The 23,366-nt window shown below is 61.3% G+C and carries 20 protein-coding genes, 1 tRNA gene and 1 riboswitch; of the genes, 12 read left to right on the forward strand and 9 right to left on the reverse strand.

The genetic code is table 11. The features are described from left to right. Nucleotides 1–31: 31 nt before the first annotated feature. Nucleotides 32–1,009 (reverse strand): hypothetical protein, encoded by a 978-nt coding sequence (locus ACE2AA_RS16220; RefSeq protein WP_141259321.1) that lies wholly within the window; start codon nucleotides 1,007–1,009, stop codon nucleotides 32–34. 299 nt (nucleotides 1,010–1,308) lie between these two features. On the opposite strand from ACE2AA_RS16220, the gene ACE2AA_RS16225 reads away from it, so the two are divergent. From ACE2AA_RS16225 to ACE2AA_RS16235, 3 genes are all read left to right on the forward strand, one after another. After that, nucleotides 1,309–1,851 carry a Dps family protein gene (locus ACE2AA_RS16225; protein WP_193557594.1) on the forward strand — a complete coding sequence of 181 codons (543 nt, stop codon included), beginning with the start codon at nucleotides 1,309–1,311 and terminating at the stop codon, nucleotides 1,849–1,851. Nucleotides 1,852–2,142: 291 nt separating this feature from the next. Next, complete coding sequence (locus tag ACE2AA_RS16230) at nucleotides 2,143–3,237, forward strand: AraC family transcriptional regulator (RefSeq protein WP_227002278.1); 1,095 nt, start codon at nucleotides 2,143–2,145, stop codon at nucleotides 3,235–3,237. A gap of 391 nt (nucleotides 3,238–3,628) precedes the next feature. Continuing rightward, complete coding sequence (locus tag ACE2AA_RS16235) at nucleotides 3,629–4,570, forward strand: glyoxylate/hydroxypyruvate reductase A (protein ID WP_141302588.1); 942 nt, start codon at nucleotides 3,629–3,631, stop codon at nucleotides 4,568–4,570. A 16-nt stretch (nucleotides 4,571–4,586) separates the two neighbouring features. Here ACE2AA_RS16235 and ACE2AA_RS16240 read toward each other — a convergent pair whose 3' ends face one another. Next, a complete protein-coding gene (locus ACE2AA_RS16240; protein ID WP_395370501.1) occupies nucleotides 4,587–4,826 on the reverse strand; it encodes a hypothetical protein in 240 nt (79 codons plus the stop codon). Between the two features lie 38 nt (nucleotides 4,827–4,864). After that, nucleotides 4,865–4,946: riboswitch (Fluoride riboswitch) on the forward strand. A 112-nt stretch (nucleotides 4,947–5,058) separates the two neighbouring features. Here ACE2AA_RS16240 and ACE2AA_RS16245 point away from each other — a divergent pair. From ACE2AA_RS16245 to ACE2AA_RS16255, 3 genes are read left to right on the forward strand one after another with little or no spacing between them, the layout of a single operon-like run. Then, complete coding sequence (locus tag ACE2AA_RS16245) at nucleotides 5,059–6,435, forward strand: voltage-gated chloride channel family protein (protein ID WP_141259325.1); 1,377 nt, start codon at nucleotides 5,059–5,061, stop codon at nucleotides 6,433–6,435. Continuing rightward, nucleotides 6,432–6,932: a hypothetical protein gene (locus ACE2AA_RS16250; protein WP_395370502.1), complete on the forward strand. Its 501-nt coding sequence runs from the start codon at nucleotides 6,432–6,434 to the stop codon at nucleotides 6,930–6,932. The genes ACE2AA_RS16245 and ACE2AA_RS16250 overlap by 4 nt, the downstream gene beginning before the upstream one ends. Next, complete coding sequence (locus tag ACE2AA_RS16255; RefSeq protein WP_395370504.1) at nucleotides 6,929–7,426, forward strand: DUF4232 domain-containing protein; 498 nt, start codon at nucleotides 6,929–6,931, stop codon at nucleotides 7,424–7,426. The genes ACE2AA_RS16250 and ACE2AA_RS16255 overlap by 4 nt, the downstream gene beginning before the upstream one ends. Before the next feature lie 65 nt (nucleotides 7,427–7,491). Here ACE2AA_RS16255 and ACE2AA_RS16260 read toward each other — a convergent pair whose 3' ends face one another. The 5 genes from ACE2AA_RS16260 to ACE2AA_RS16280 form a co-directional block, all read right to left on the reverse strand. Then, nucleotides 7,492–8,322 (reverse strand): phosphoenolpyruvate hydrolase family protein, encoded by an 831-nt coding sequence (locus tag ACE2AA_RS16260; protein ID WP_141259327.1) that lies wholly within the window; start codon nucleotides 8,320–8,322, stop codon nucleotides 7,492–7,494. After that, nucleotides 8,300–9,532, reverse strand: coding sequence for a Tm-1-like ATP-binding domain-containing protein (locus ACE2AA_RS16265; protein WP_395370507.1), 1,233 nt, complete (start codon nucleotides 9,530–9,532; stop codon nucleotides 8,300–8,302). Before ACE2AA_RS16265 ends, ACE2AA_RS16260 begins: the two co-directional genes overlap by 23 nt. Further along, the gene (locus tag ACE2AA_RS16270) at nucleotides 9,529–10,722 is read right to left on the reverse strand and encodes an arabinose transporter (RefSeq protein WP_395370509.1); all 1,194 of its coding nucleotides are present in this window, start codon (nucleotides 10,720–10,722) and stop codon (nucleotides 9,529–9,531) included. Before ACE2AA_RS16270 ends, ACE2AA_RS16265 begins: the two co-directional genes overlap by 4 nt. Further along, a complete protein-coding gene (locus ACE2AA_RS16275) occupies nucleotides 10,697–10,993 on the reverse strand; it encodes a putative quinol monooxygenase (protein ID WP_141259330.1) in 297 nt (98 codons plus the stop codon). The genes ACE2AA_RS16270 and ACE2AA_RS16275 overlap by 26 nt, the downstream gene beginning before the upstream one ends. Before the next feature lie 83 nt (nucleotides 10,994–11,076). Further along, entirely contained in the window at nucleotides 11,077–12,516 is a 1,440-nt protein-coding gene (locus tag ACE2AA_RS16280) for a PLP-dependent aminotransferase family protein (RefSeq protein ID WP_395370511.1), read from the reverse strand. 74 nt (nucleotides 12,517–12,590) lie between these two features. Here ACE2AA_RS16280 and gluP point away from each other — a divergent pair, with 74 nt between their 5' ends. The 3 genes from gluP to ACE2AA_RS16295 all read left to right on the forward strand — a co-directional run bounded on the left by gluP (nucleotide 12,591) and on the right by ACE2AA_RS16295 (nucleotide 16,421). Next, nucleotides 12,591–13,877: a glucose/galactose MFS transporter gene (gene gluP / locus ACE2AA_RS16285; RefSeq protein WP_395370513.1), complete on the forward strand. Its 1,287-nt coding sequence runs from the start codon at nucleotides 12,591–12,593 to the stop codon at nucleotides 13,875–13,877. 155 nt (nucleotides 13,878–14,032) lie between these two features. Continuing rightward, nucleotides 14,033–16,210 carry a beta-N-acetylhexosaminidase gene (locus ACE2AA_RS16290; RefSeq protein ID WP_395370515.1) on the forward strand — a complete coding sequence of 726 codons (2,178 nt, stop codon included), beginning with the start codon at nucleotides 14,033–14,035 and terminating at the stop codon, nucleotides 16,208–16,210. A gap of 67 nt (nucleotides 16,211–16,277) precedes the next feature. Continuing rightward, entirely contained in the window at nucleotides 16,278–16,421 is a 144-nt protein-coding gene (locus ACE2AA_RS16295; protein WP_395370516.1) for a hypothetical protein, read from the forward strand. Nucleotides 16,422–16,965: 544 nt separating this feature from the next. Here the strand turns inward: ACE2AA_RS16295 and ACE2AA_RS16300 are convergent. Then, nucleotides 16,966–17,451, reverse strand: a complete 486-nt coding sequence (locus ACE2AA_RS16300; protein ID WP_141298599.1) for a DUF523 domain-containing protein — start codon at nucleotides 17,449–17,451, stop codon at nucleotides 16,966–16,968. Nucleotides 17,452–17,888: 437 nt separating this feature from the next. Further along, nucleotides 17,889–17,962 (reverse strand) — tRNA-Cys (locus ACE2AA_RS16305). Nucleotides 17,963–18,142: 180 nt separating this feature from the next. Here ACE2AA_RS16305 and ACE2AA_RS16310 point away from each other — a divergent pair. The 3 genes from ACE2AA_RS16310 (at nucleotide 18,143) to ACE2AA_RS16320 (ending at nucleotide 23,287) form a co-directional block, all read left to right on the forward strand. Continuing rightward, nucleotides 18,143–18,829 carry a protein-L-isoaspartate O-methyltransferase gene (locus ACE2AA_RS16310; RefSeq protein ID WP_141259334.1) on the forward strand — a complete coding sequence of 229 codons (687 nt, stop codon included), beginning with the start codon at nucleotides 18,143–18,145 and terminating at the stop codon, nucleotides 18,827–18,829. Nucleotides 18,830–18,944: 115 nt separating this feature from the next. Continuing rightward, nucleotides 18,945–20,384 carry a TolC family outer membrane protein gene (locus ACE2AA_RS16315; protein ID WP_141259335.1) on the forward strand — a complete coding sequence of 480 codons (1,440 nt, stop codon included), beginning with the start codon at nucleotides 18,945–18,947 and terminating at the stop codon, nucleotides 20,382–20,384. A gap of 209 nt (nucleotides 20,385–20,593) precedes the next feature. Beyond that, nucleotides 20,594–23,287, forward strand: a complete 2,694-nt coding sequence (locus ACE2AA_RS16320; RefSeq protein WP_395372240.1) for a valine--tRNA ligase — start codon at nucleotides 20,594–20,596, stop codon at nucleotides 23,285–23,287. Nucleotides 23,288–23,366 lie beyond the last annotated feature (79 nt).

Genomic DNA, 23,366 nt, shown 5'->3' on the forward strand with positions numbered 1-23,366 from the left:
CCGTGGTCAATGCCGGGACGCGGCTGCCTGTTTACGGACAGCGACGCGGGACATAGGACACGACCCGGTCCAGCAGCGTATCCATTTCGGGCCGGGCAATCGGGTCGATGCAGGTCGCCACATAGGCGCGTGCGCGCTGCTTTATGGTATTGGCCGAGCGGAGGCTGATGGAAAGCGCGTCACTTTCTTCAATCAGGTCCGCAACCGTCATGTGCCGCTGGAACGCGGTGCGGGCAATGTCAAAGGCGATACGCTCCACCACCGTTTTCATTTCCGCGCGGCCAAAGGCCGACTGGCAGTTCATCAACTGTGCATTGGCCTGCGCATACAGACGGATGACCGGCAGCTTGCCACTACGGTGGAAATGCCGGTGGTGCCATGACCGTGCCCATATATGTTCGCGGTGGGCAGTTTCGTATTCATGTATGTCCGTGCTGTCATCCCGGATCAGGGCATGTACCGCACGCGCGGCAAGCCATGCGGACGCAAAATCGGGATAGGCCTGTCCGTTCCATAGCGGTTCGACACCACGTGAACCGGTGGCGAAGCGGAAATTACGTTGCCCGTCCACGCCATACAGGATGGAGACGGATGGGTCCGTTAACGGATCCTGCCCCACGACAAGGATATGCCCCCCGTCACCCGCATGCATGTGGCGTTGCAGGGTAAACAGGTCGAACAGGGCATCATCGTCAGCCGAGCGTTCAGCATGCGCCTTTACATAGGTCAGGAAAAGCGGATTGCGCACGCCGGTCACGCCACGGGGGCAGAAATCAAACCGCCACCACCGTGACATCCTGACCATGTGGAACGCCAGCGCATTGCGCAGCCGGGTCAGGGCGGGGGAGACGGCGCCATCGTTGCACAGGGCCTGTATGTCACGGAACCGGGCCGTCAGCATGTTGATCTGCCGGGCGAAAGGGCGCCGGGGATCAAGATAGTGAAGAAACAGGCCCGGTGAGGAATGTTCAAGGTGCCAGTCGGCCGTGCATCCTGTGGTTTCACTCATGATTGACATGGTCCCTGCATGAAAAAAAGGAGTGCGGCATCGCATTCGTGCGATGCCGCAGGAGTTTTCACGGCGGTGTGCTGGGAAATCGACGGTTGGGAAAACTGCCTGATCGTGCCGTGAGTGCTTTGGTCTTATTGCAAACGAATATCAATTGCAATACAAAATCACGGGGTGAAAACGATACCACCCATGCATGCCCGTCCACCACGAACCGCGCCCATCGCCCGGCGTTAAGGGGGGCAGCCACCACGTTTGCGCCCGGCCATGGCGGGTGCTGCACCAGAACAGGGGAAATGATGATGACAGACAGGATGGCACAGGCAGGCGCGGCCCATGTCCGGACCTATCTTGGCACGCCAACGGGCCTTAAGCAGGCAGCAGTGCATGAAATCGCCACAGGCCTGAAGGCGGTGCTGGCAGATGTTTTCGCGCTGTATATCAAGACCAAGAATTTCCACTGGCACATGAGTGGCCGCCATTTCCGTGATTATCACCTGCTGCTGGATGAACAGGGGGAACAGATATTCGCCATGACCGATCCGCTGGCCGAACGGGCGCGCAAGATCGGGGGCACGACACTGCATTCGGTAGGGGAAATCGGGCGGCTGACAAAGGTTGCGGACAATGATGCGGAATATGTCACGCCGGAGGACATGCTGGCTGAACTGCGGGAAGATAACCTGGCCCTGACGGCACGCCTGCGTGCGGTCCATGGTGTGTGTGACGAGGGTCATGACGTTGCCACCGCCAGCCTGCTGGAAACATGGATTGATGAGACCGAACGCCGGACATGGTTCCTGTTCGAAGCTACCCGTCCGGCCTTTGGCGGGAATGACTAGGGCGGTTGCTCCGTGTCGGTTCATATGGATGGGGCGGGCTTTTTCCGCCCCTTTTTCATGCCCATGGCGCGTGACGCCACTTTCATGTCCGGAAATGTCGTGCTGTCACGCAATGCCCGACACGCGGAGATAGGCAGGAGGGGCGGGTTGGTGTTATTCATGCCCCATGAAGCGCAGGGACAGGAGTAACACGGATAAGGGAATGGGACGCAGCTGTGGTTATGTGCAGGGGCTGGTGCGGGTTCTGTTTGTGTCGGCAGTCGGCCAGCAACGGGGCGGCAGGGGATGCAGATGACGCCAGCCGGTCCTGATACGGCCTCCTCCCAGATGGATGCCCCCCCCGCGGGCAGTCCGGAACTGGGGCAGTTCGCGTTGCAGATACCGGGCATGCACCTGAACAAGCTGTTGCAGGTGCTGGAATCGCGTGGTGTATCCGTTGCCCATATCCTGACCCGTTTCGGGCTTGACCGCTCCGGCCTGCGGCTGGGGGGATCGCATATCCTGTACGGGGATTATGTGCGCCTGCTGGACTGTATCCTGACGGAAGTCACGGTACCGGGGCTGGGTTTTCTGGCCGGGCGGCATATCAACGCAGCCGATTTCGGGGTGGTGGGCTATGCCTGCATCAGCGCGCCGACATGGCGGGAAGCCATAAGCCGCTTCATCCGTTATCAGGCCCTGCTGGGCTATGGCATCCGCATCCGGCAGAATCTGGTCGAAGATGCCCGCCATGCCGTGATCGGCGCGCGTGTCCTGCCCGAACTGCCCGCGCGTACCCTGCTGTATCTGGTGGAAGAATGGCTGGGTAACTGGAGCGCGTGGCTGGAAACCAGTGGGCTGGACCTGGCGGAAATCCGTCTGGTGGTGCCTCGACCGGATCATGCAGCGCTGTACATGCGGTATTTTTCCTGTCCGGTGCGTTTTTCATGCGCGGAAAATGCAATCCGTATCTGCCGCAGCCATCTGGGCAGCATGCCCGAAATGGCGAATGATATCGCAGCCAACATGATGGCGGATTACTGTGAAAACATGTTGGCGCGGATCAACCAGAGCCTGAGCATTGTCGAACGCGTCCGACAGAGCATAAGCGCCCAGTTCCGCGCGCCGCCAAATGCCGCACGTCCCACGCTGGAGGTCGTCGCCGCCGATCTGGGCATGGGCGCGCGGACCCTGCGCCGCATGCTGGCGCTGGAGGGGGTGCGCTTCCAGGATCTTGTCAACGAACACATGGCCCGTCTGGCGCAGGCCATGCTGCGCGACAGTGACCGTTCCATCAAGGAAATCGGCTTTTCGCTTGGCTATACAGAAGTGTCCGGCTTTCACCGTGCCTTCCGTTCATGGACCGGCGTGACCCCTGGTGCCTATCGAGAGGGCCGGGACGGATAGGGATGGTTTGCACGAATTTAAAGTAAACTACGTATTATTGATATTTTGCAGGGGAGTGCCTACCCACTATCGTAACGTTTCCATTGCCATGCGTCGGCATACTCATGCCGTGTATGAAATGAACTGGTTTTGTGTATTGTATTGAGTGTGGTTTTGTAGTATTTACTTATATTTTGTTTGTTTTGTTTAATAATTTTGTCAATTCCTGAATGAATTATACAGTCAGTATTGTAAAAATTGTCCGTTCTGTCCATTGTGCATGTTGGCTGAAAATGGATGCGACGGGAAATAGCGCGTATTCGTAAAACCAGGTCACGGCAATCATGCCTGCCGCCGTCAGGAAAGTAGGCCATGGCGCAGGAACGGCAGGCCATTAAGGGAGAGAGAGTGGATGGCACGGCTTATTATCAGCGCGGATGGACCCGATGCCGTGGCAGGATGGCGCGCCGTCTTCCATCATGTCGCCCCGGATCTGGAAACCTGTTCATGGTATGACCCCGGTCTGGAGCCGCAGGCGGATGATTACGCGCTGGTCTGGACACCGTCCTCCACTGATCTGGCCCGCATGAAGGGATTGCGTGCGATTATCTGCACCGGGGCAGGTGTCAACCACCTGCTGGATGACCCTGCCTTTCCCGTCCATGTCCCGCTGGTCCGCATGGGCGGGGACCAGACGGCGGGCCTGATGGCTGATTATGTATTATGGGCGGCGCTGGGGCTGCTGCGCGATGCCCGGACATGGGCGCTGCAGCAGGCGGTGGAAGTATGGCGCAATAACCGCGTGTCGCGCACCAGCACCGAGACGCGGGTAGGCATCATGGGCATGGGGCACCTGGGTGCGTATGTGGCGCGTCACCTGCACCATGTCGGTTTCATGGTGTCGGGCTGGCGACGTTCGCCCCGGGATGTGCCGGGGATCCGCGTATTCGCTGGTGATGAAGCACTGCCCGGATTCCTGCGTGACGTGGATATTCTGGTCAACCTGCTGCCCAGCACGACCCAGACGCGCGGCATGATCAATTATGACCTGCTTGCGCAACTGCCGCGCGGGGCGGGGCTGATCAATGTGGGCCGGGGCAATCATGTGGTGCAGGCGGACCTTATCCGCGCGCTGGATGAAGGCGTGCTGGGCGGGGCCGTGCTGGATGTGACCGTGCCCGAACCGCTGCCGGCAGGGGACCCGTTATGGAGCCATGAACGGATCACGGTCACGCCGCATGTGGCATCCGAAGCCTCGCGGGAGGCACAGGTGCGTTATGTCGTGGATGTCATCGGCCAGATGGAACGCAACGAGCGTCCCGCGCTGCTATGCGATCCCGGGCGGGGATACTGATCTGTCAGGGATTTCTTCAAAACAACGTATTGATAAAAAATAACAAGGTTTCTTTTGCACCCTCTTTTTGAAAAAGGGGTTCCCCCCCTGATGTCTTTTTGGAAAAAAGCTTCATTAAAAAATTTCCCTGGTAGCGTTTGAAACTGTCCCGCACACGTTCGGGACCCTGATGGTATGCGGCACGCATCCATGATGCGTGCTGTCTGTCAGGAATGATGCATGACCGTAGCCCGGGCAGGAACAGTGTTGCGGTCATGTGATCATGCTTGACCATAGTTGCGATCCGGGCTTTTAAGGATGGACGGCAATGGACTCTGCCGGACCATGTTGGTCGAACCGCTCCCTGCCAGTGGGAGCTGATGATTCCTACCCAATGCCATTACGGCAACAAGGGGAGGAATCCGTGTAGGGTCATAGACATCATGTCCGCGTGCAGGCCGGAACTGCCTGCTATTCCATGAAAAAATTGCCGGGTCTGGCGAATATCAATGAATATTGACGTAATAATGCGCGATGGCTGCCGTGTGGCGGTCATGTTGCTGAAATGGGCGTGTCTTCTTGTCGGGCTGTCAGCGTGTGTCGGCAGTGCGTGCGCCGTGTTCCTGTGGTTGCTGGATCAGGCGGCAGGGACACGGGTGTCCCACCCATGGCTGCTGTATGGCCTGCCGGCGGCCGGGATTGCGATCGGTCTGCTCTATCACTGGTTCGGTCGCACGGCGGAGGGGGGCAATAACCTGATCGTGGACCAGATTCACGAACCCGGCGGCGGCGTGCCCCTGCGCATGGCGCCACTGGTGCTGGTGGGGACGGTTGTCAGCCACCTGTTTGGCGCATCGGTCGGGCGCGAGGGCACGGCGGTGCAGATGGGCGGCAGCATCGCCAGTGCGATCGGGCGCCTGTGCCGCCTGCGTGACGTGCATGAAATCCGCATCCTGCTCATGTCCGGCATTGCCGCAGGTTTTGCCGCCGTATTCGGCACGCCGGTGGCGGGGGCCGTGTTCGGTATGGAAGTGCTGCGGGTGGGGCGCATTGAATATGGCGCGCTGGTTCCCGTTATCCTTGCCGCCACGGTGGCCGACTGGGTCTGTCATGCATGGGGGATCGAACACGTGCCCTATACCCTTGGCTTCCATGGTTATGCCGGGCGGGATGGGCGATTTTTCCATGCGGACATCATCCTGCTGGCCAAGGTGATGGTGGCGGGGGTGGCGTTTGGCCTGGCCAGCCTGTTGTTTGCTGAATCCGTACATCGGGTTGCCGCCCTGTTGCGGCGTGCCTGCCCAATGCCGTGGCTACGGCCCGGCATTGGCGGGGTGCTGACCATTGCGCTGGTATGGATATGCGGGTCACGGGATTATCTGGGGCTGGGAATTATCGCCCCGGAGGATGGGGGCGCGTCGATCCTCGATTTCTTCGGCCCGGGGCACTATCCACTGGCATGGGCGTGGAAGCTGGTCTTTACCGTTGCGGTACTGGCAGCGGGCTTCAAGGGCGGGGAGGTTACGCCCCTGTTCTTTATCGGGGCCGGATTGGGCAATACACTGTCCGGTATCCTGCATGCGCCGGTGGACCTGCTGGCGGCAGTGGGGTTCGTGGCCGTGTTCGCCGGTGCGGCCAATACGCCACTGGCCTGTACGCTTATGGGAGTTGAACTGTTTGGCGCGGCGGATATCGTCTATTTCGCTACGGGCTGTTTCGTGGCTTATGTCTGTTCGGGGCATTCAGGGATCTATCTGGCGCAACGCATCGCAGTGCCCAAACGGTACACGGCACGTTCAATGGCGGGCGTGACTCTACGGCAGGTCCGCGCGGGATATCAGCCTGATATACCCGGACCATCGATGGACGGAAAAACATCATCATGACCATGGATCCCGCCATTTTTCATGTCTCCACGCCATCTGGCCGCGTGGGGCGCGCCATGGCCACAGGCGGCCTGTGCCTGGCGGCTGTCTGCGTGGGACCGTTTGCCGACGCGCGGGCGACGGAAAATGTGTCCCCTTCGCCCGTGGAACAGCAGATCATCACACAGCGCATCACCGCACTGCCCGCGCGGGAGCGTCCCGGTATCATGGGCCAGGACATGGCGTGGCAGATGACCACCTTCCTGTGTCAGGACGTTGCGCGCTCGGTGCTGGTGCGCAGGGGTGCGCTGCCACATCGCTTCTTCCTGCAGGACGATCGTCCCGGTAGTCAGGTCGTGCTCAGTCCGGCCCTGATAGAAGGGCGCGGCCAGTACATGCCAGCCACAGGTCCGATGCGCTGGGTGGCGTTTACATGGGCCTGTCATCTTGACCCAGCTACCGGCCATGTCGTGCATTTTGACGTAAATCCTGCGGCACGGCAGCGCCGGGGGGCATGATGCGGTGGCTGGCGACAGCCATGGCTCTTGGTCTGTTCCTCCTACCGTTATGCGGCCATGCCCGTTCCGTGCGTGACTGCACATTCCGTCACACGGTCATGGTGCTGGATGATGGACAGGGCGTGTTTGATGGCATGATGCATGGTGGCATGTGGCTTGTATTACGCAACACGGGTCCACGGGCCTGTTCGCTGGCATCATTCGGCCCGCTGCTGTTTGAGGACGAGCACCATCGCGCCATTCCGGTCCGGTGGCAGCAGGCCGTAGCCATGCCAGACAGCGTGCTGCGCCCGGGCGGGCAGGTCAGGACAGCCCTGCGCTGGGTGTCAGGCAATGCGTTTGATCCGGGTTACTGCATCATGCCTGCGACCCTTGTGCTACCGCTGCGCAAAGGCGCGCTGAGGCAGGCTTTCGGTCGTAGCCTGTGCGCCCCGTCCGGCATGCCGCCCATGCTGGAACAGCAGCCATGGCAGGCAGGACCGGAACGGCAATAAACAGAAGTTTCTGGTCAAGCTTTAAAAAAAGCGGCACCCAAAACGTTTAATATTTCAAATTCCTTTTAGCGGGTCAGGGACTTGAAGTTGCGGGTCTGTTCGGTCAGGGCGAGCTCAACCGGCAGGCGTTCCATGCTGGAGGCACCGTAAAAGCCATGGCAGTCCGGGCAGGCGGACAGGACTTTCTGCGCATCAGCCGGCATGGCAATCGGGCCGCCATGGCACAGGGCGATGATGTCAGGGCGCACGCTGCGCGCGGCATCGGTAATCGCATTGATGCGTTCAATGCAGTCATCCAGCGTAAAGGCGGTTTCCGCCCCGATCGCGCCGCCAGTCGTCAGCCCCATATGGGCCACCAGCACGTCAGCGCCCGCTTTTGCCATATCCACGGCATTGGCGGGGTCAAAGACATAGGGCGTGGTCAGCAGGTCTTTGTGGTTGGCGCGGGCGACGACGTCCACCTCCATGCTGTAGCTCATGCCGGTTTCCTCAAGGTTCTTGCGGAAATTGCCGTCAATCAGTCCCACGGTGGGAAAGTTCTGGATGCCCGAGAAGCCGACGCGCTTGACGTCATCAAGGAAGACATCAAAATCCACGAACGGATCGGTGCCATTCACTCCCGCCAGTACCGGCGTATTGGGCACGACGGGCAGGACTTCACGCGCCATTTCCATGACGATCTGGTTGGCGTTGCCGTAGGCCAGCAGCCCCGCCAGCGACCCCCGGCCCGCCATGCGGTACCGGCCGGAATTATAGATCACGATCAGGTCGATCCCGCCTGCAGCCTCGCATTTGGCAGACAGGCCGGTACCAGCGCCACCACCCACGATGGGCTTGCGCGTGGCGATCATGGTACGGAATTTGGCAAGGATCTCACTGCGGGGAATACTGGGCATTATCTGTGTCCTTCATGAAAATACGGGAAAATTCATGCGAAAGCGCATCGGCAAAGGCCGGGTCGTTGATCGCATGGGGCAGGCGGATCAGCTTTCGGCGCGGGGTCTGGTCCAGTGTTTCGGACAGGGCGTTGTAAAAGGCTTCATCCGCCACCGGATCGTGAAACGGCGCGCCCGGCTGGTCCAGCAGGGAAAAACCGCCCTCGGGGTAAAGGAAGCGGACCTCCCCTTCGCACCGGTTCAACTGGTGGCCGATCATATGACCCATGGCGCGGCACTCTGCCGGGCTGGTGCGCATAAGGGTGATCTGGGGATTGTGTTCGACAAACACGCGGTCACGGTAGCGTTCGGGCACACTGGCGCGCGCGCCGAAATTGACCATGTCCAGCCCACCGCAACTGCCCACATACGGGTATTGCGTGCGGATGACGGCACCAAGGCGGTCCGTATCGCACGGGAAAATGCCGCCTGCCACCAGATCGCAGAACTCGGTCAGTGTCACATCAATGAAACCGCGCATGACCCCGTCATCCGCCAGTCGTTCCATCGCCTGTCCGCCAGTGCCGGTGGCATGGAATACCAGGCAGTCAAACTGTCCCGACAGGTCATGGACGATATGATCAACACATGGCGTGGTCACGCCAAACATGGTCAGGCCAATGGCGGGACGGGGATCTGGGGGAATATGGCATGGGGCCAGCACCATACCCGCCATGGCATTGGCGGCGTTGCACAGGATAACGCGCGACAGGCGGTTCAGCCCTTCCATGTCGGTTACGGAATACAGCATGGCAATGTCCGATCCCCCGACATAGGGCGCGGTATTGCCTGACGCCACGGTGGAAACCACAAGCTTGGGCAGCCCCAGCCGCAGCGCCTGCAACGCAGGCGCCACCAGCGCCGTGCCACCGGACCCGCCAACGGCGATCACGCCCGCCATGTCGGTGCGCGCCAGCAGGTAATGGCGCAGGGCAACAGCCATTGCGCCGATGGAACGCCCGCGTTCGCCACGGAATACGGCGCTTTCGCCATCGGGGTGGAAGGCTGCCACCGTGCGTGCGCTGACATCCGCATCCGCAGGCGTACCGCGCGTGCTGACATCCACGATCAGTCCCGTAACCCCACGTGCATGCAGGCATTGGCGGATATAGACCAGTTCCGCATGTTTGGTGTCACAGGTGCCAAGGATATAGACGGGACGCGCCGTCATGCTGGTTTTTCCTCATGCCGGGCATTGAGCAGGCCAAGGATGATGGCTGCACCGCCCGTAGCGCACAGCCCCCCCACCAGAAAGACGACGCCATATCCGTAACGGTCCGCCAGAAGCCCGGCCAGTGGCCCGGTCGCGCCATAGGCCAGATCCTGAAACGCGGCAAATCCACCCAGCGCCGTGCCGCGCATGTGCGGGGCGACCAGTCGCACGACCTCCACCCCAAGGGAGGGATAGACCATGGAACATCCGGCCCCGGTCAGCACCGCGCCCGCCAACGCCAGCAGTGGCGTGGGCGCATACCATAGCAGGTACTGTCCCGCTGCCTCGATCAACAGGGAAAACAGCGCCACCTTCAGCCCGCCAATACGGTCGGGCAGGTGCCCGCACATGACGCGGCCAGCTACGAACGCCACTCCGAAACAGGTCAGTCCCAGCCCGGCATAAGGCCAGTGTGCATGCAGGAAACGCAGTGGCAGGAAGGCACCAAGGGCTGCAAACCCCACCCCCTGCAACGCCACCGCGATACCCTGCCAGCGGATGGTGCCCAGAATACGCCAGAACGGGGGCCTTCCCCCCGCATGCGGCCGGGAAGGTGGTACGCTGTGCACCAGCGCCAACCCCACCAGCGGCAGCAGGGCGGATACCAGCATAAGGACACCCAGCCCCCAGTAGTTGTATATCGCAAGCCCGATCGGTCCCCCCACGGCAAAGGCCCCATACATGGCCGCCCCCGTCCATGCCAGTACCCGTCCCGCGCGCTGCTGGCCCATAAGGCCGATACCCCAGCCCAGCATGCCCACTATGGTCAGGCTTTCCCCGATCCCCAGCAGCAGCCGTCCCGCGATTACGATGGCATAGCGTGCGCCATGGGGCAGGCCGGTCACTCCCGCCATCACGCAGATCAGGCTGGCCGCCACATACAGCGCCAGCCCCGCGCGCATGCACGGTCGTCCCCCCTTGATGTCGGCAAAGGCGCCGGCATGATTACGGCTGAGGATGGTGGAAAAGAATGCAATGCCCACCGCCAGTCCTGCCAGCCCGTTGCCGTAACCCGACCAGTGCAGGATGGCGACCGGCAGGGCCGCCAGCGGTAGCGCCACCGCCATGTAGGACAGGAACAGCGCGATGGCGAGGCGGCCCAGCTGCCGCAGCGGTCCGGTATCAGATTTCACGTGTAATGCGCACATGCAGCGGTTCGGCCAGCGCGGTTTTGAACACTTCCGCCATTGCCTGAAAATGTGGCGTGGTTTCATGTTCGGCCAGCGCTTCAGGGCTGGTCCAGCGTTCCACGAACACAAGAACCTCACGATCCGATATATCACGATGGCATTGGTAGGAGATGTTGGTTTTTTCCAGCCGGGATGCCTTCACGCAGTCATGGATGGCAGCGATTGCCACTTTTTCATGGTCGGGACGGACGCGTATGGTGGCGATGACCGTAATGGGCTGCTCTGTCATGGACTGTCCTTGGCTTACTGTCTGGTCCGCGGATGATAGGATGCTGTGACACTTTCCTTCTACGAAGAAAGTGTCACGTGACACTATTGTTGCATCCTCTCATGTACGTGACGCAGGCGGTGCAGGGCTTCCGTCAGGTCGGGCAGGCCAGCCGGGCCAAGGCACAGCCGTATGCCGCCCTTTGTGCAGACATCCGGATCCGCCATGAAGGGCTGTGCCGGGGTGACCCGCACATCTTGACATGCGGCGGCAGAGACAAACGCCGCAGCCTGTTCCACCGACATGGGCATCCATGCGTGAAAGGCGTCATAGGACGGCGCTGTCAGGACCGGGCCGAGGAGGCGCAGGGCCAGTTCGCGCCGTCGTCCTGCCTCGCCCCGTAATGCGCGCCGGACGGACGCCGCAGTGCCATCCAGCATCCACTGCGCCATCATGGCATAGGACAATGGCGCGATCATAAGCGATGAATTCAACAGGGCGTCCTGTGCCGCGGCCATGAAACGGGCAGGGGGCGCAAGTGTTCCGATACGCAATCCGGGGCTGAGGGTCTTGGACAGGCTGTTGACGTAAAACGTCCGCTCCGGTGTCAGCGTCACCAGCGGCGGCAGAAGATCGTCGCGCGCGCAGTCATAGACATCGTCCTCGATAATCAGGGCATCATGCGCCCGGCATATCCGCGCGATATCATGCCTGCGGGTCTGATCCATGGTGGCGGTGGTGGGATTATGCATGGTGGGGGTCACATACAGCACGCATCGGCCTGTCCCGTGGGCGCGCAGCATGCGCTCAAGCGGTCCGGGCAACAGGCCATGCCGGTCCATGGGCAGGCCATGGGGCAGCAGCCCCGCCTGTCGCAGCAGGGACAGCATGCCGGGATAAGCCAGTTCTTCGGTTATGGCGATGGTGCGGACCCTGCTGCATACGCTTACGGCCACGCCAAGGGCCTGCTGCGCCCCGCTGGTCAGCAGCAGGCGGTCGGGGGGCATGTCCACCCCCAGTTCTGTCAGCCAGTGGCTCATGATCCGGCGGTGTTCGATATGCCCGGCGATGGGGGGATAGACATTGAACAGTGCCGGATCGACCGTATGGGCAAGGCGGTCCAGCGTGCGGGCCAGGGCGCGATTGCCGAACATGGGCGGCGGCATGTTGGCTGACAGGTCGATCATATGCCCCGACCCGCCGGGGCGGGAGGCCACGAACATGCCGCGCCCGCGCACGCTGCGCACCAGTCCGCGACGTTCCAGCATGGCATAGGCGCGCGTAACGCTGCCCACCCCTATGCCCAGTCGCCACGCCAGGTCACGATGCGCGGGCAGGCGATCACCCGCATCCAGCTTTTCCCTCAGGATGTCATCCGCCAGCGCGTCCGCCAGACGTTCGGCGGGGGACGCATCACCGGGTGGCAGGTGCGGGTGCCATGGAGAATGCAGGCGCATGTGGGAGCCAAGCCTGTCCTGTTGCGGGTCACGTCCGGCATAGCAGGTCGCGTCCAGGCACGAAATATGCAGGTTTGCGGCTGTCATTTCCATGTATCATGTTGCGTATCCATTACAATCAGGGCGCGGCACAGACTGCACCCCGGCAGAAGGGAAACGACTTGGTCCAGCATCGTATGGCGGGAATGGACAGCGCCCATGGCATGCGCCCACTGGCTGTCATGGCCGGGCTGTTTTTCATCATCGGCTTTGTCACATGGCTGAACGGGCCATTGATTACCTTCGTGCAGGTGGCTTTCGGCCTTGGCCCGGTGGGGGCGTTTCTGGTGCCGATGTGTTTTTACCTGTCCTATCTTGTCTGCGCCTTTCCCGCGATGGGACTGGCGCGGCGGATGGGACTGCGCGACGGGATTGTGCTGGCCCTTGTCATCATGGCGGCAGGCACGTCGGTATTCGGCGAATGCGTGGGTGGGCGCTGGTATCCCGGTGCGCTGGCGGGACTGTCCGTGCTGGGGGCGGGGCTGACGCTGCTGCAGGTCACGGTCAATCCATATGTTACCATGCTGGGGCCGCCACAGGGGGCGGCACGCCGTATCGCGACCATGGGGATCGCCAACAAGGTATCAGGAATTATCGCACCAATTATATTTTCTGTTCTGGTCATGTACGATATTGGCGACGTCATGACCCATCTGGCCAATGCAGGGGACAGGGAACAGCGCGAGGCTGTACTGGCTACATTCGCCCATGCCGTGGTGATGCCCTATCGCTGCCTGGCGGTTGCTCTGCTGCTGGTAGCCCTTGGGCTGCGCCATGCGGGCCTGCCTGATATCCGGCTGGTTGATACCGATGACACCATGCCGCGTTCCGGGCGTATGCCCGTCCGGGCATGGGTGGGGATTGCCGTGGTGTTCATATATGTGGGTGTGGAAGTCATGGCGGGGGATGCCATTGGCGTTTATGGGCGGGGGATGGGAATTTCGCTGGGGCAGGCGCGGTTCCTGACCTCACTTACATTGGGGGCCATGCTGGCGGGTTATGCGGCCGGGACGGTCATGGTACCCGCCCTGTGCGGGGCAGTCCGCTATCTGCTCTCATCCACTGTTCTGGGGATGGTACTGTGTTTTGCCGCGACCATGATGCCGGGTGTCGGGTCGGTCCTGTGCGTGGCACTGCTGGGGCTGGCCAATGCCATGATGATGCCGATCCTGTTTCCCCTTGTCCTGCAGGTGGCGGGCAACGGGCAGTATCTTGCTACGGCACTGCTGGTTATGGCGTTTTCAGGAGGGGCGTTCATGCCGCAGCTTTTTGCTGGCCTGATCCCGGTTGTCGGTATGAAGCCTTCCTTTATGGGTATCATGCTGCTCGCCTATGGCATCATCGGCGGATATGCACTGTGGATGGAGCGTGCGGGGCGGTCGAACCCGGACTTGGGGGACAGACGATAATGGGGCAGCATGACGGGCCGCCTGTGCAATGTCGTGCAGATTATAAGGAATTTTTTTGGTGAAGCTTTTTTCAAAAAATTAAGGGTGTACTTGGAATTTTTATTCTTTTTCAATGTTTTATACTGAAGTGCTTCTTTACGGGGAATAGTGCCGCCATGCCCGATATCCGCCGTTTCCGCTCTGGCCTGCCGCTTGTGTTCATGGCGGGACTATGTGCGCATATGCCTGCGGCGGTGGCAGGGTCTGCACTGATGCCGCAGCCACGGGCTTACCATCTTCAGTCCGGCGCAATGCCGCTGACCGGAGGGGTGGTGGTGGAATGGCAGGGGATGCGATCCGCCTTGCTGGACTATGCGGTGGAACGTTTCATGCAACGCCTTGCCGCCCTGTCCGGGCGTGACGCCGCACCGATGGGGCGACCGGGGCTGACCCTGCGTATCCATTGCCTGGCGCGGGATGCGGATATGCTGTCCATTCACATGCATGAACACTACACCCTGCGGACCGATACACAGGGGGCGACGCTGGAAGCGGATGGACCGGCGGGCGTGCTGCGTGGTCTGGCAACGCTGCTGCAACTGGTGGAACGGCGGGATGGCGGGCCGGTGCTGGATGCGGTCGGGATTGATGACGCCCCGCGTTTTGCATGGCGGGGTCTGCTGGTGGATGTCAGCCGGCATTTCATGTCCCTTGCCGCGCTTGAGCGCCAACTGGACATGATGGAGCTGACAAAACTGAATGTGCTGCACCTGCATCTGTCAGACGGGCAGGGGTTCCGGGTGGAAAGCAGGCTGTATCCCCGCCTGCAGCAGGTGGCGTCTCACGGGCAGTATTATACGCAGCGGCAGATACGCGAACTGGTGGCCTATGCGGCGCAGCGCGGTATCCGCATCGTGCCGGAATTCGATACGCCGGGGCATAGCTACGCATTGCTGCTGGCCTATCCGCAATATGCGGCCCAGCCCGTGGCTGCCCCCATGGATCCCAAACGGGTGGTCCGGGCCGCGATTGACCCGACCAGTCCGCAGGCCCGTGATTTTATCGCCCGGCTGTACCATGAAATGGCTGGACTGTTTCCCGATGCCTATTTCCATGTGGGTGGTGATGAAGTCCGGCCCGATGAATGGACGGGAAACCCACGTATAAACGCCTGGATGCAGCAGCATGGCTATACCACCGCCGCCCTGCAGGCCATGTATACGCAACATGTGCATGACATGCTGACACGTGATGGCAAGATCATGATGGGTTGGGACGAACTGCTGGACGCCCCGATACCCGCCAGCATCGTGATCGAGCCATGGCGAGGGTCACGGTATACGGCGGCGGCCACGCAGGCGGGGCATCCGGTTGTGGTGTCGTCGGGATATTACCTCGACCTGCTGTTGCCTGCGGTGGCGCATTACCGGGTTGACCCACTGGACCCACAGGGCAACGGCCTGCCGCCCGATCAGGTGGCGCAGGCCCATGCACCTTTTTTTGAACCCTTCGCACTGGATCCTGCAGCTCGTATGACGCCGGCGCAGGATGCCCGTGTCATGGGGGCGGAAACCGCCCTGTGGACGGAAATCGTGACGGAGGAAATGCTCGATAACCGGCTGTGGCCACGGGCCGCCGCACTGGCAGAACGGTTCTGGTCGCCAGCCAGTGTGCGTGATGAGGCCAGCCTTGCTGCCCGCCTGCCGGTTGTTCAGGCGGAACTGGAACTGCTGGGCAATCGCGCCACGGCTGACCGTGCGCGTATGATGGCGCGACTGGTCCCCGATGATGTGACGCCACTGGCGACCCTGCTGTCCGTAACCAGTCCGGTGCGCAATTACGCCCATAACCATGTATTTGGCCCCAGCCGCGTTGCCCCCACCGCAGATCCGCGCCCGCTGGATCATGCCGCTGACATCGCGGCGACGGACAATGCGCAGGCCACCCTGTTTTACCATGATGTGCTGTCTTATCTTGCGGGGCAGAAGGATCTGGCTGCCAGCCTGCATGCCCGGCTGGAAAACTGGCGGGGAAATGACATCCGCCTGCGGCGGCTGGCACAACGTGATCCCTCTGTTGCGGAAGTGCTGCCCGCATCCGCCCTGCTGGCGCAACTGGCGCAGGCGGGGCTGGATGCCATGGATCGTCCCGCAACCAGTTGGCGTGAACGCGCCGAAGCCGTCGTCGCAACGGCGCAGGGACAGTCTGCCGCATCGGCTTCCATGCTTGCGGTCCGCGGCCACGCCCAGCCCGCAGGTGACCTGTTGCCTGATATTACCCCCGGCATCGTGGCATTGGTGCAGGCTGCGCCAACACCGGGAAAGGTATTGCAGCAGGACGTGGGGCAACAATAATATAAAGGCCGTCTACCGTCGGACTGATGGCGTAAAGGTCCCGCATTCATGATGGAATGACCGGATTGTGGCTGAATTCACCGCTGTTCCCGTCATCCCTGCGATTGAAAACGATACCGGCGGTTATTGTCAGATACCTGTGTCGTTGCCGGTTTCTTGCATGAATCTGCACGAACCGGGCAGGAACATGATGCGCAAGGCACCTGAATGAAAAACTGGCTGTTTGTAATGCTGTTGCTGCTCGTTGGGACGGCACGGGCGGCGGAACCATCTTACGACAGCTATGGTAACTGGTTTGTCGCCTGTGATAATCGGCTGTCCTGCGAGGCCAGAGGCTTTGCCGATGATAGATAAGGACTATACCACTGATGGGGTTTGTCACGGCCCAGTCACGGATTGATGAACGGCAGGGTCGTGTGAGTGGCCCGACCGCATTGATACGCAGGGGAAACCGCCCGACCAGCGGGTTCCTGTTCCGCCGACATTGCCATACATTCCCGTCTTTCACCCGCATATCGTGCTTGAACGGGGCGAACAGGATCGCCTGATGACCCGGACGCGAAAGATGCTGGCACATTTCATACTGACGAGCATGAACGTTTAGGAGACCTGTGGAGGAAGTGCGCCATTAGGGAACTGGCCCAGCCTATATCGCGCCACGCTGTCGAGTGTAGAAAAATAGGGATTTGTATCATGGAGCAGGCCACAATGTCCTTTGGCACACCTATTAAATTCAATCCTGAATAACGGATTGTTCAGTCCATCATGGCTTCAAGGCGGGCAAACAGGGACGGGGCATAGACCGCAATTCCGTTGCGGCGCAGCAGTGCCGCCGTAACGCCCTGTCCTGCATGGCGCGTGCCAGTGAACTGACCATCATAGATGAAGCTGCTGCCGCAGGAAGGGCTGCCGTCCATCAGCAGGGCGAACCGGCAGTCATGGCGCCGTGCCAGATCCAGCATCATGTAGGCCCCGGTCAGAAAGGGGGCGGAGACATCATGGCCGTCTGCTTCACATACGCGGCCTGATCCGTCCAGAACGGCGGCACCGTCCTGACTCCGGATGATTTCAGCGGGTGGCCGGGGTGTCGGCAGGCCTGCGGCGGTTTCGGGGCAGAAGGCTATGACCCGCCCCTCTGCCTGCCAGCGCGCCAGACTGTCCTGCATCAGTGTTCGCGCGGTGCCATCATACCGGACGGGCTGGCCGGACAGGCAGCCGCTGATGAGCAGGGTCGGTTTCATGCCCTGAACATGACATGACCTGCCGAGGGAAGAAACCGGGCGATGATGGTACGGAAGGATATTATGCAGGCGATGGCGTCAGGCATGCCGGGTCAGGCTTCTCGGCGGACGGGTGCAGGCGGGAAAATCGGGCCGTACGCGCATCATGGTTCAGGTCCGGCGGGCGCAGGCGGCTGTATGATCGCAATTAGAATATATCTGGATATGATATGGCCGGTATAAACCCTTGGACAAGGTTTACACATGCACCTGAAAAATTGTCTGAATGTAGACTATGGATGGATAAATGCTTGCAGGTGCTTCCTTACTTTTTAAAGGCAGCGTTTTCTAAAGCTTTATGAAAGACACTTCACCCCAAAACTTCTTTATCGTTTGCAGGCTTTTAAAACAGCCTTCAGGCGAAGACCTGGAACGTCCTGCATTTCAGGGGAAGCGAGTGGAGGTCTGGGCGGGAATCGAACCCACGTACGCGGATTTGCAGTCCGCTGCATCACCATTCTGCCACCAGACCTCAGCGGCTCTGGCGCTATATCTGCCGAAATGTGCCTCAGGTCAAGCCGTTGTGTGCAGGAAGGGCGTTGTTTCGGTGTAAAAGCGGCGCATAAATAGAAAAAAAGCCGGGAAAATGTTGCCCGTCCGGCCGGGCGGCCGAGATCTTTCCCGTCAGGGCATTGTGTTTCAAGGAAACGTTATGGACAAGACAGACCCCGATTATGTGCCTCTTGATTTTGTCGCGGCCCGCCAGCGCATGGTCGATGCCCAGATCCGTCCCGCACAGGTCAGCAATCCCCATGTGATCGCGGCCATGCGCGCGCTGCCGCGCGAACTGGCGGTGCCTGATGCGCTGCGCGCCTTTGCCTATGCTGACCAGAATCTGCCGTTGGGGGAAGGGCGCTACCTGACCGAGCCGCGCGTGACGGGGCGCATGCTGCAGGTGGCGCAGGCCGTCAGGGGTGAACGCGTGCTGGTGGTGGGTGCGGGTACCGGATACCTCGCGGCATTGCTGTCCACCATGGGGGAGTCGCTGGAAGTTGTCGCCCTCGAATCGGAACGGCGGCTGGCGGATATCGGTCGCGCGCTGTGTTTCACATGGGCTCCCGATGTGCACTGGCGTGATGGCGCGCTGGTTCATGGCGCACCGGATGACGGGCCATATGACCTTGTCATGATTGACGGGGCGGTACGCGAAATACCCCCGGCGGTACTGGCGCAACTGGCGCAGGACGGGCGTGTGATCGCGCCGGTCTGCGCTGATTCCGGGGTGATATCCGTCAGTCGCATCGTGCGCACGGCACAGGGCAGCGCGGTTCAGCCGCTGTTTGATGTCGCGGTTCCCCTGCTGCCTGAGCTTGAACCGGCCCCTGCCTTTGTCTTCTGAAGAAGGGGGCATGATCGGGCAGCCGGGTTAACCCCTGCGCAATATCCTGTCCGTAAGGATGTCATGCGGGCCGCAATGCGTTCCCGCATGGCATTTCAGGCGGGCAGGGACGGTCATGAGGGGAAACTGGGCAATCGGGGCGGGTAGTGCGGCAATCCTGTGCTGTGGCACGGCGCTGGCGCGCGTGCCGATGCCCCAGGCGGGAGGGGAGCAGGATACTCCCCATACCCTCAAGGCCGCGCTGGCCATGGCTTACCTGACCAATCCCGTGCTGCGGCAGGAACGTGCCACCCTGCGGGCGACGGATGAACAGGTCCCGCAGGCATTGGGTGGGTGGCGTCCCACCATTACCGGCAGCGCCAACATGTCCTATTATTCGGGACTGATGCGCATGGCCCCGGCTGCAGGGGAAGCCGGCGGGTATATGCGTCGTTACGACAGTCCTGGTTATTCCGGCGGGGTCAGCATTTCGCAGCCGATCTACAGTGGTGGCAGGACGACGGCGAATACGCACAAGGCGCGGCATGCCGTCATGGCGGAGCGCGCGCGCCTGATCGAGGCGGAGCAGCAGGTCTTTTCCGATGTGGTCAGCGCCTACATCAACGTGGTGGAAGATGAACAGATCCTGAGCATCGACATCAATAACGAACAGGTCTATGCCGCCCAGCTGCATGCGACCGAATTACGCGCGCATGGCGGTGAAATCACCCATACCGACGTTGCGCAGGCGCAGGGTGCGCTGGCCAATGCGCGCGCGGTCCGTCAACTGGCCGAAGGCACGTTGCAGGCTGACCGCGCGACTTACCGGCAGGTGGTCGGCAGTGACGCGCCTGATGACCTGACGCCGCCCCAGCCGCTGGTGCTGCCGCTGCATACGGAACAGGACGCCATGACGCAGGCGGTGCAGAATAATCCCGAAGTCATCGGCGCACTGTTTGACGAGGCTGCGAAAAAGGACGCCGTAGGCGTGGCCTTTGCCGCCCTGATGCCTACAATCAATGCCGAGGCAGCCTACTCGCACGCCATCAATCAGGAAGAGGGCCGTTCGCTGAGCGATAACAAATATGCGCTCGTCAGCGCCTCCATGCCACTGTATCAGGGGGGGGGCGAATATGCCGCCGTGCGTATGGCCCGCCAGCAGGCGGCCGAGGCCGCCCGTACGGTGGACGTGCGCCGCCGTGCCGCGATCCAGCTGGCAGCGGCCAGCTGGCAGCGCATGCAGGCCAACCGCGAGGCGATCGACAGCAACCGTGAAGCCGTCGCCGCCGACGCCGCGGCCCTGCACGGCATGCAGCGTCAGGCCATTGTGGGTACCACCACCACCCTTGCGGTACTGCAGCAGCAGGAAACCCTGCTTCAGGCGCAGATCGCGCTGGTGCGTAGCGCGGGCAACCTTGTACAGTCCTCCTATCAGGCCACGGCGGCCATCGGGCGGCTGACTGCGCGCGACCTGAATCTTGATGTCCCGCTTTATGATGAACAGGCCTATTACCGCGCCGTGCATGACCGGCTGTGGGGGATCAGCGATTACGCCACCAGCCAGCCGGGGCGCTGACGCGATACGCATGTATTGCCGATCACATCCGGCAGCGGATGACATGACCTGTGCATGATTGCAGGTGGTTCCGGTCAGGGCGGGTGGACGTGAGGCCGATAAAGATTGCATGCGCGCCGTTCCCTTCGCGCCGGTTTGGGGTATATCTGCCCTTGGCCGGGCGCGTTGTCCTGCCCTGCGTCTGATTATGGTGGATCTGGTTTTTCGTGATGCTTGACAAGTCGTTCTCCCCCGACGGGACAGAAACTTCCCTCTATGCCCTGTGGGAGGCCAGTGGCGCTTTCAGCGCCCAGCCGAGCAGTGCTGCCAGTCCCTACACCATCATGATTCCGCCCCCCAACGTCACGGGCACGCTGCATATTGGCCATGCCCTGACCATGACCCTGCAGGATACGCTGATTCGCTGGCGGCGCATGCAGGGGCGCGATACGCTGTGGCAGCCGGGCACCGATCACGCGGGCATCGCGACCCAGCTGGTGGTCGAACGGATGCTGCAGAAGGAAGGCACATCCCGGCAGGAAATGGGCCGTGATGCTTTCATTGAACGCGTATGGGAATGGAAGGCCGAATCCGGCGGCGGCATTACAAAGCAGTTGCGCCGCCTTGGCGGGTCACTGGACTGGCCGCGTGAACGCTTCACCATGGATGATGGCCTGTCCGATGCGGTGAAGGAGGTGTTTGTCACCCTCTACCGCGAAGGGCTGATCTATCGTGACCGCCGGCTGGTCAACTGGGACCCCGCCTTCCGCTCCGCCATTTCAGATCTGGAAGTCGATAACCGCGAAACGCGTGGCAACCTGTGGTATATCCGCTACCCTGTTGAAGGGCAGCCAGGTCGTACCATCACGGTCGCCACCACCCGTCCCGAAACCATGCTGGGTGACATGGCCGTGGCCGTGCACCCGGAAGATGAGCGTTTTGCTGACCTGGTGGGCAAGAATGTCATCCTGCCGCTGACGGGCCGGCGTATCCCCATCGTGGCCGATGAACACTCGGACCCGACCAAGGGTAGTGGCGCGGTCAAGATCACGCCTGCCCATGACTTCAATGACTTTGAGGTCGGTCGCCGCCACAAGCTGGATATGCCAAGCGTGCTGGATGAGGAAGCCCGCATTACCCTTGCCGAAATCAAGGCGGAACTGCGCGCCGAGGACGGTCTGGCCGATCCCGCCTTCGTCCGTGCGCTGGAAGGCATGCCGCGTGATGAAGCGCGCAAGGCCATGGTGGCGGAACTTGAGCGCCTGGAATGGCTGGAAAAGATCGAACCGCACACCAATCAGGTGCCCCATGCCGAACGCAGTGGCGCAGTGGTCGAGCCGCGCCTGACCACGCAGTGGTACTGCGATGCCAAGACGCTTGCCGGTCCCGCGATTGACGCGGTGGAAAGCGGCAAGATCGAATTCGTGCCCCGGCAGTGGGAAAACACCTTCTACGCCTGGATGCGGGACATCCAGCCATGGTGCATCAGCCGTCAGTTGTGGTGGGGCCACCGCATCCCGGCATGGTATGGCCCGGATGGGCATGTATTCGTCGCCCATGACGAAACTGACGCAGCGGAACAGGCACGGACCCATTATGGGCAGGACACGGTGCTGACGCGTGATGAAGACGTGCTGGATACGTGGTTTTCCTCCGCGCTGTGGCCGTTCTCCACGCTGGGCTGGCCGCAGCAGACGCCGGAACTGGCCCGCTATTACCCGACCGACGTGCTGGTCACGGGCTTTGACATCATCTTCTTCTGGGTGGCCCGGATGATGATGATGGGCCTGCATTTCATGAAGGACGTGCCCTTCCGGCAGGTATTCATCCATGGGCTGGTGCGTGATGAACGCGGGCAGAAAATGTCCAAGTCCAAGGGCAATGGCATCGACCCGCTGGAAATGATCGACAGTTATGGCGCGGACGCCATGCGGTTCTGCATCTGCTCGCTGACCGGTCTGGGCCGTGATGTGAAGCTGGGCCGCAGAAAGGTGGAGGAATACCGCTCCTTCATTACCAAGATCTGGAACGCCGCGCGCTTCTGCGAAATGAACGGCGTGGCCCCGGTCGCGGGCTTCAGCCCCGCCAGCGTGCAGTCGCCGCTGGGCCGCTGGATACTGGCGGAACTGGCGCAAGCGGTGGAAGATGCGTCAAAGGCGCTGGAATCCTTCCGATTCGATGAATACGCCGCCGTCTGCTACCGCTTTGTCTGGAACTGTTTTTGTGACTGGTTCCTTGAACTGGCCAAGCCGGTCTTTGCCGCAGGCGACACGGCGGAAGCGGTCGAGACCCGCGCGGTTGCCGCCCACGTGCTGGGTACCATCATGCGGCTGCTGCAGCCCGTCACGCCGTTCGTGACCGACAGCCTGTGGCAGCATTTTGGCTTCGGGCCGGAAGGGTCGCTGATTACCGCACCGTGGCCGCAGCCCGAACATCTGGAAGGGGCCACGGAAGCGCGTGCGGAAATGGAGTGGCTGATCCGCTTTATCAGCGCGATCCGCACCGTGCGTTCCGAAATGAATGTGCCGCCGTCCCGTCTGGCCCCGGTCCTGCTGCGTGACGCGTCCCCGGCAACCGTGGCGCGAGCCGCCAAATGGTCGGAAGCGATCGGGCGCATGGCCCGCGTATCCGAAGTACTGCCGCTGGAAGGTGAAATGCCTCAGGGTGCAGCCCAGCTGGTGGTGGACGAAGCGACACTGGTCATTCCCCTTGCCGGGATTATTGACCTGGCGGTTGAACGCCAGCGGCTGGAAAAGGAATGTGCCAAGGTCGATGGTGAAATTACCAAGGTCGAGCGCAAGCTGGGCAATGCCGATTTCGTGGCCCGCGCCAAGCCTGAAGTCGTTGCTGAAAACCGCGAACGCCTTGAGACGTTCCAGGCGGAACGCGTAAGGCTGAAGGCGGCACTTGCACGGATTGCGTAACGGATTGTTTTAAGGGGATAAAAGTTTCTGGGTGCTGCCTGTTCTTAAAAAGGCGGCACATTTTTGAATGTCTTTTGAA

It is taken from the genome of Komagataeibacter diospyri (assembly GCF_043995075.1).
Lineage (GTDB): Bacteria > Pseudomonadota > Alphaproteobacteria > Acetobacterales > Acetobacteraceae > Komagataeibacter > Komagataeibacter diospyri.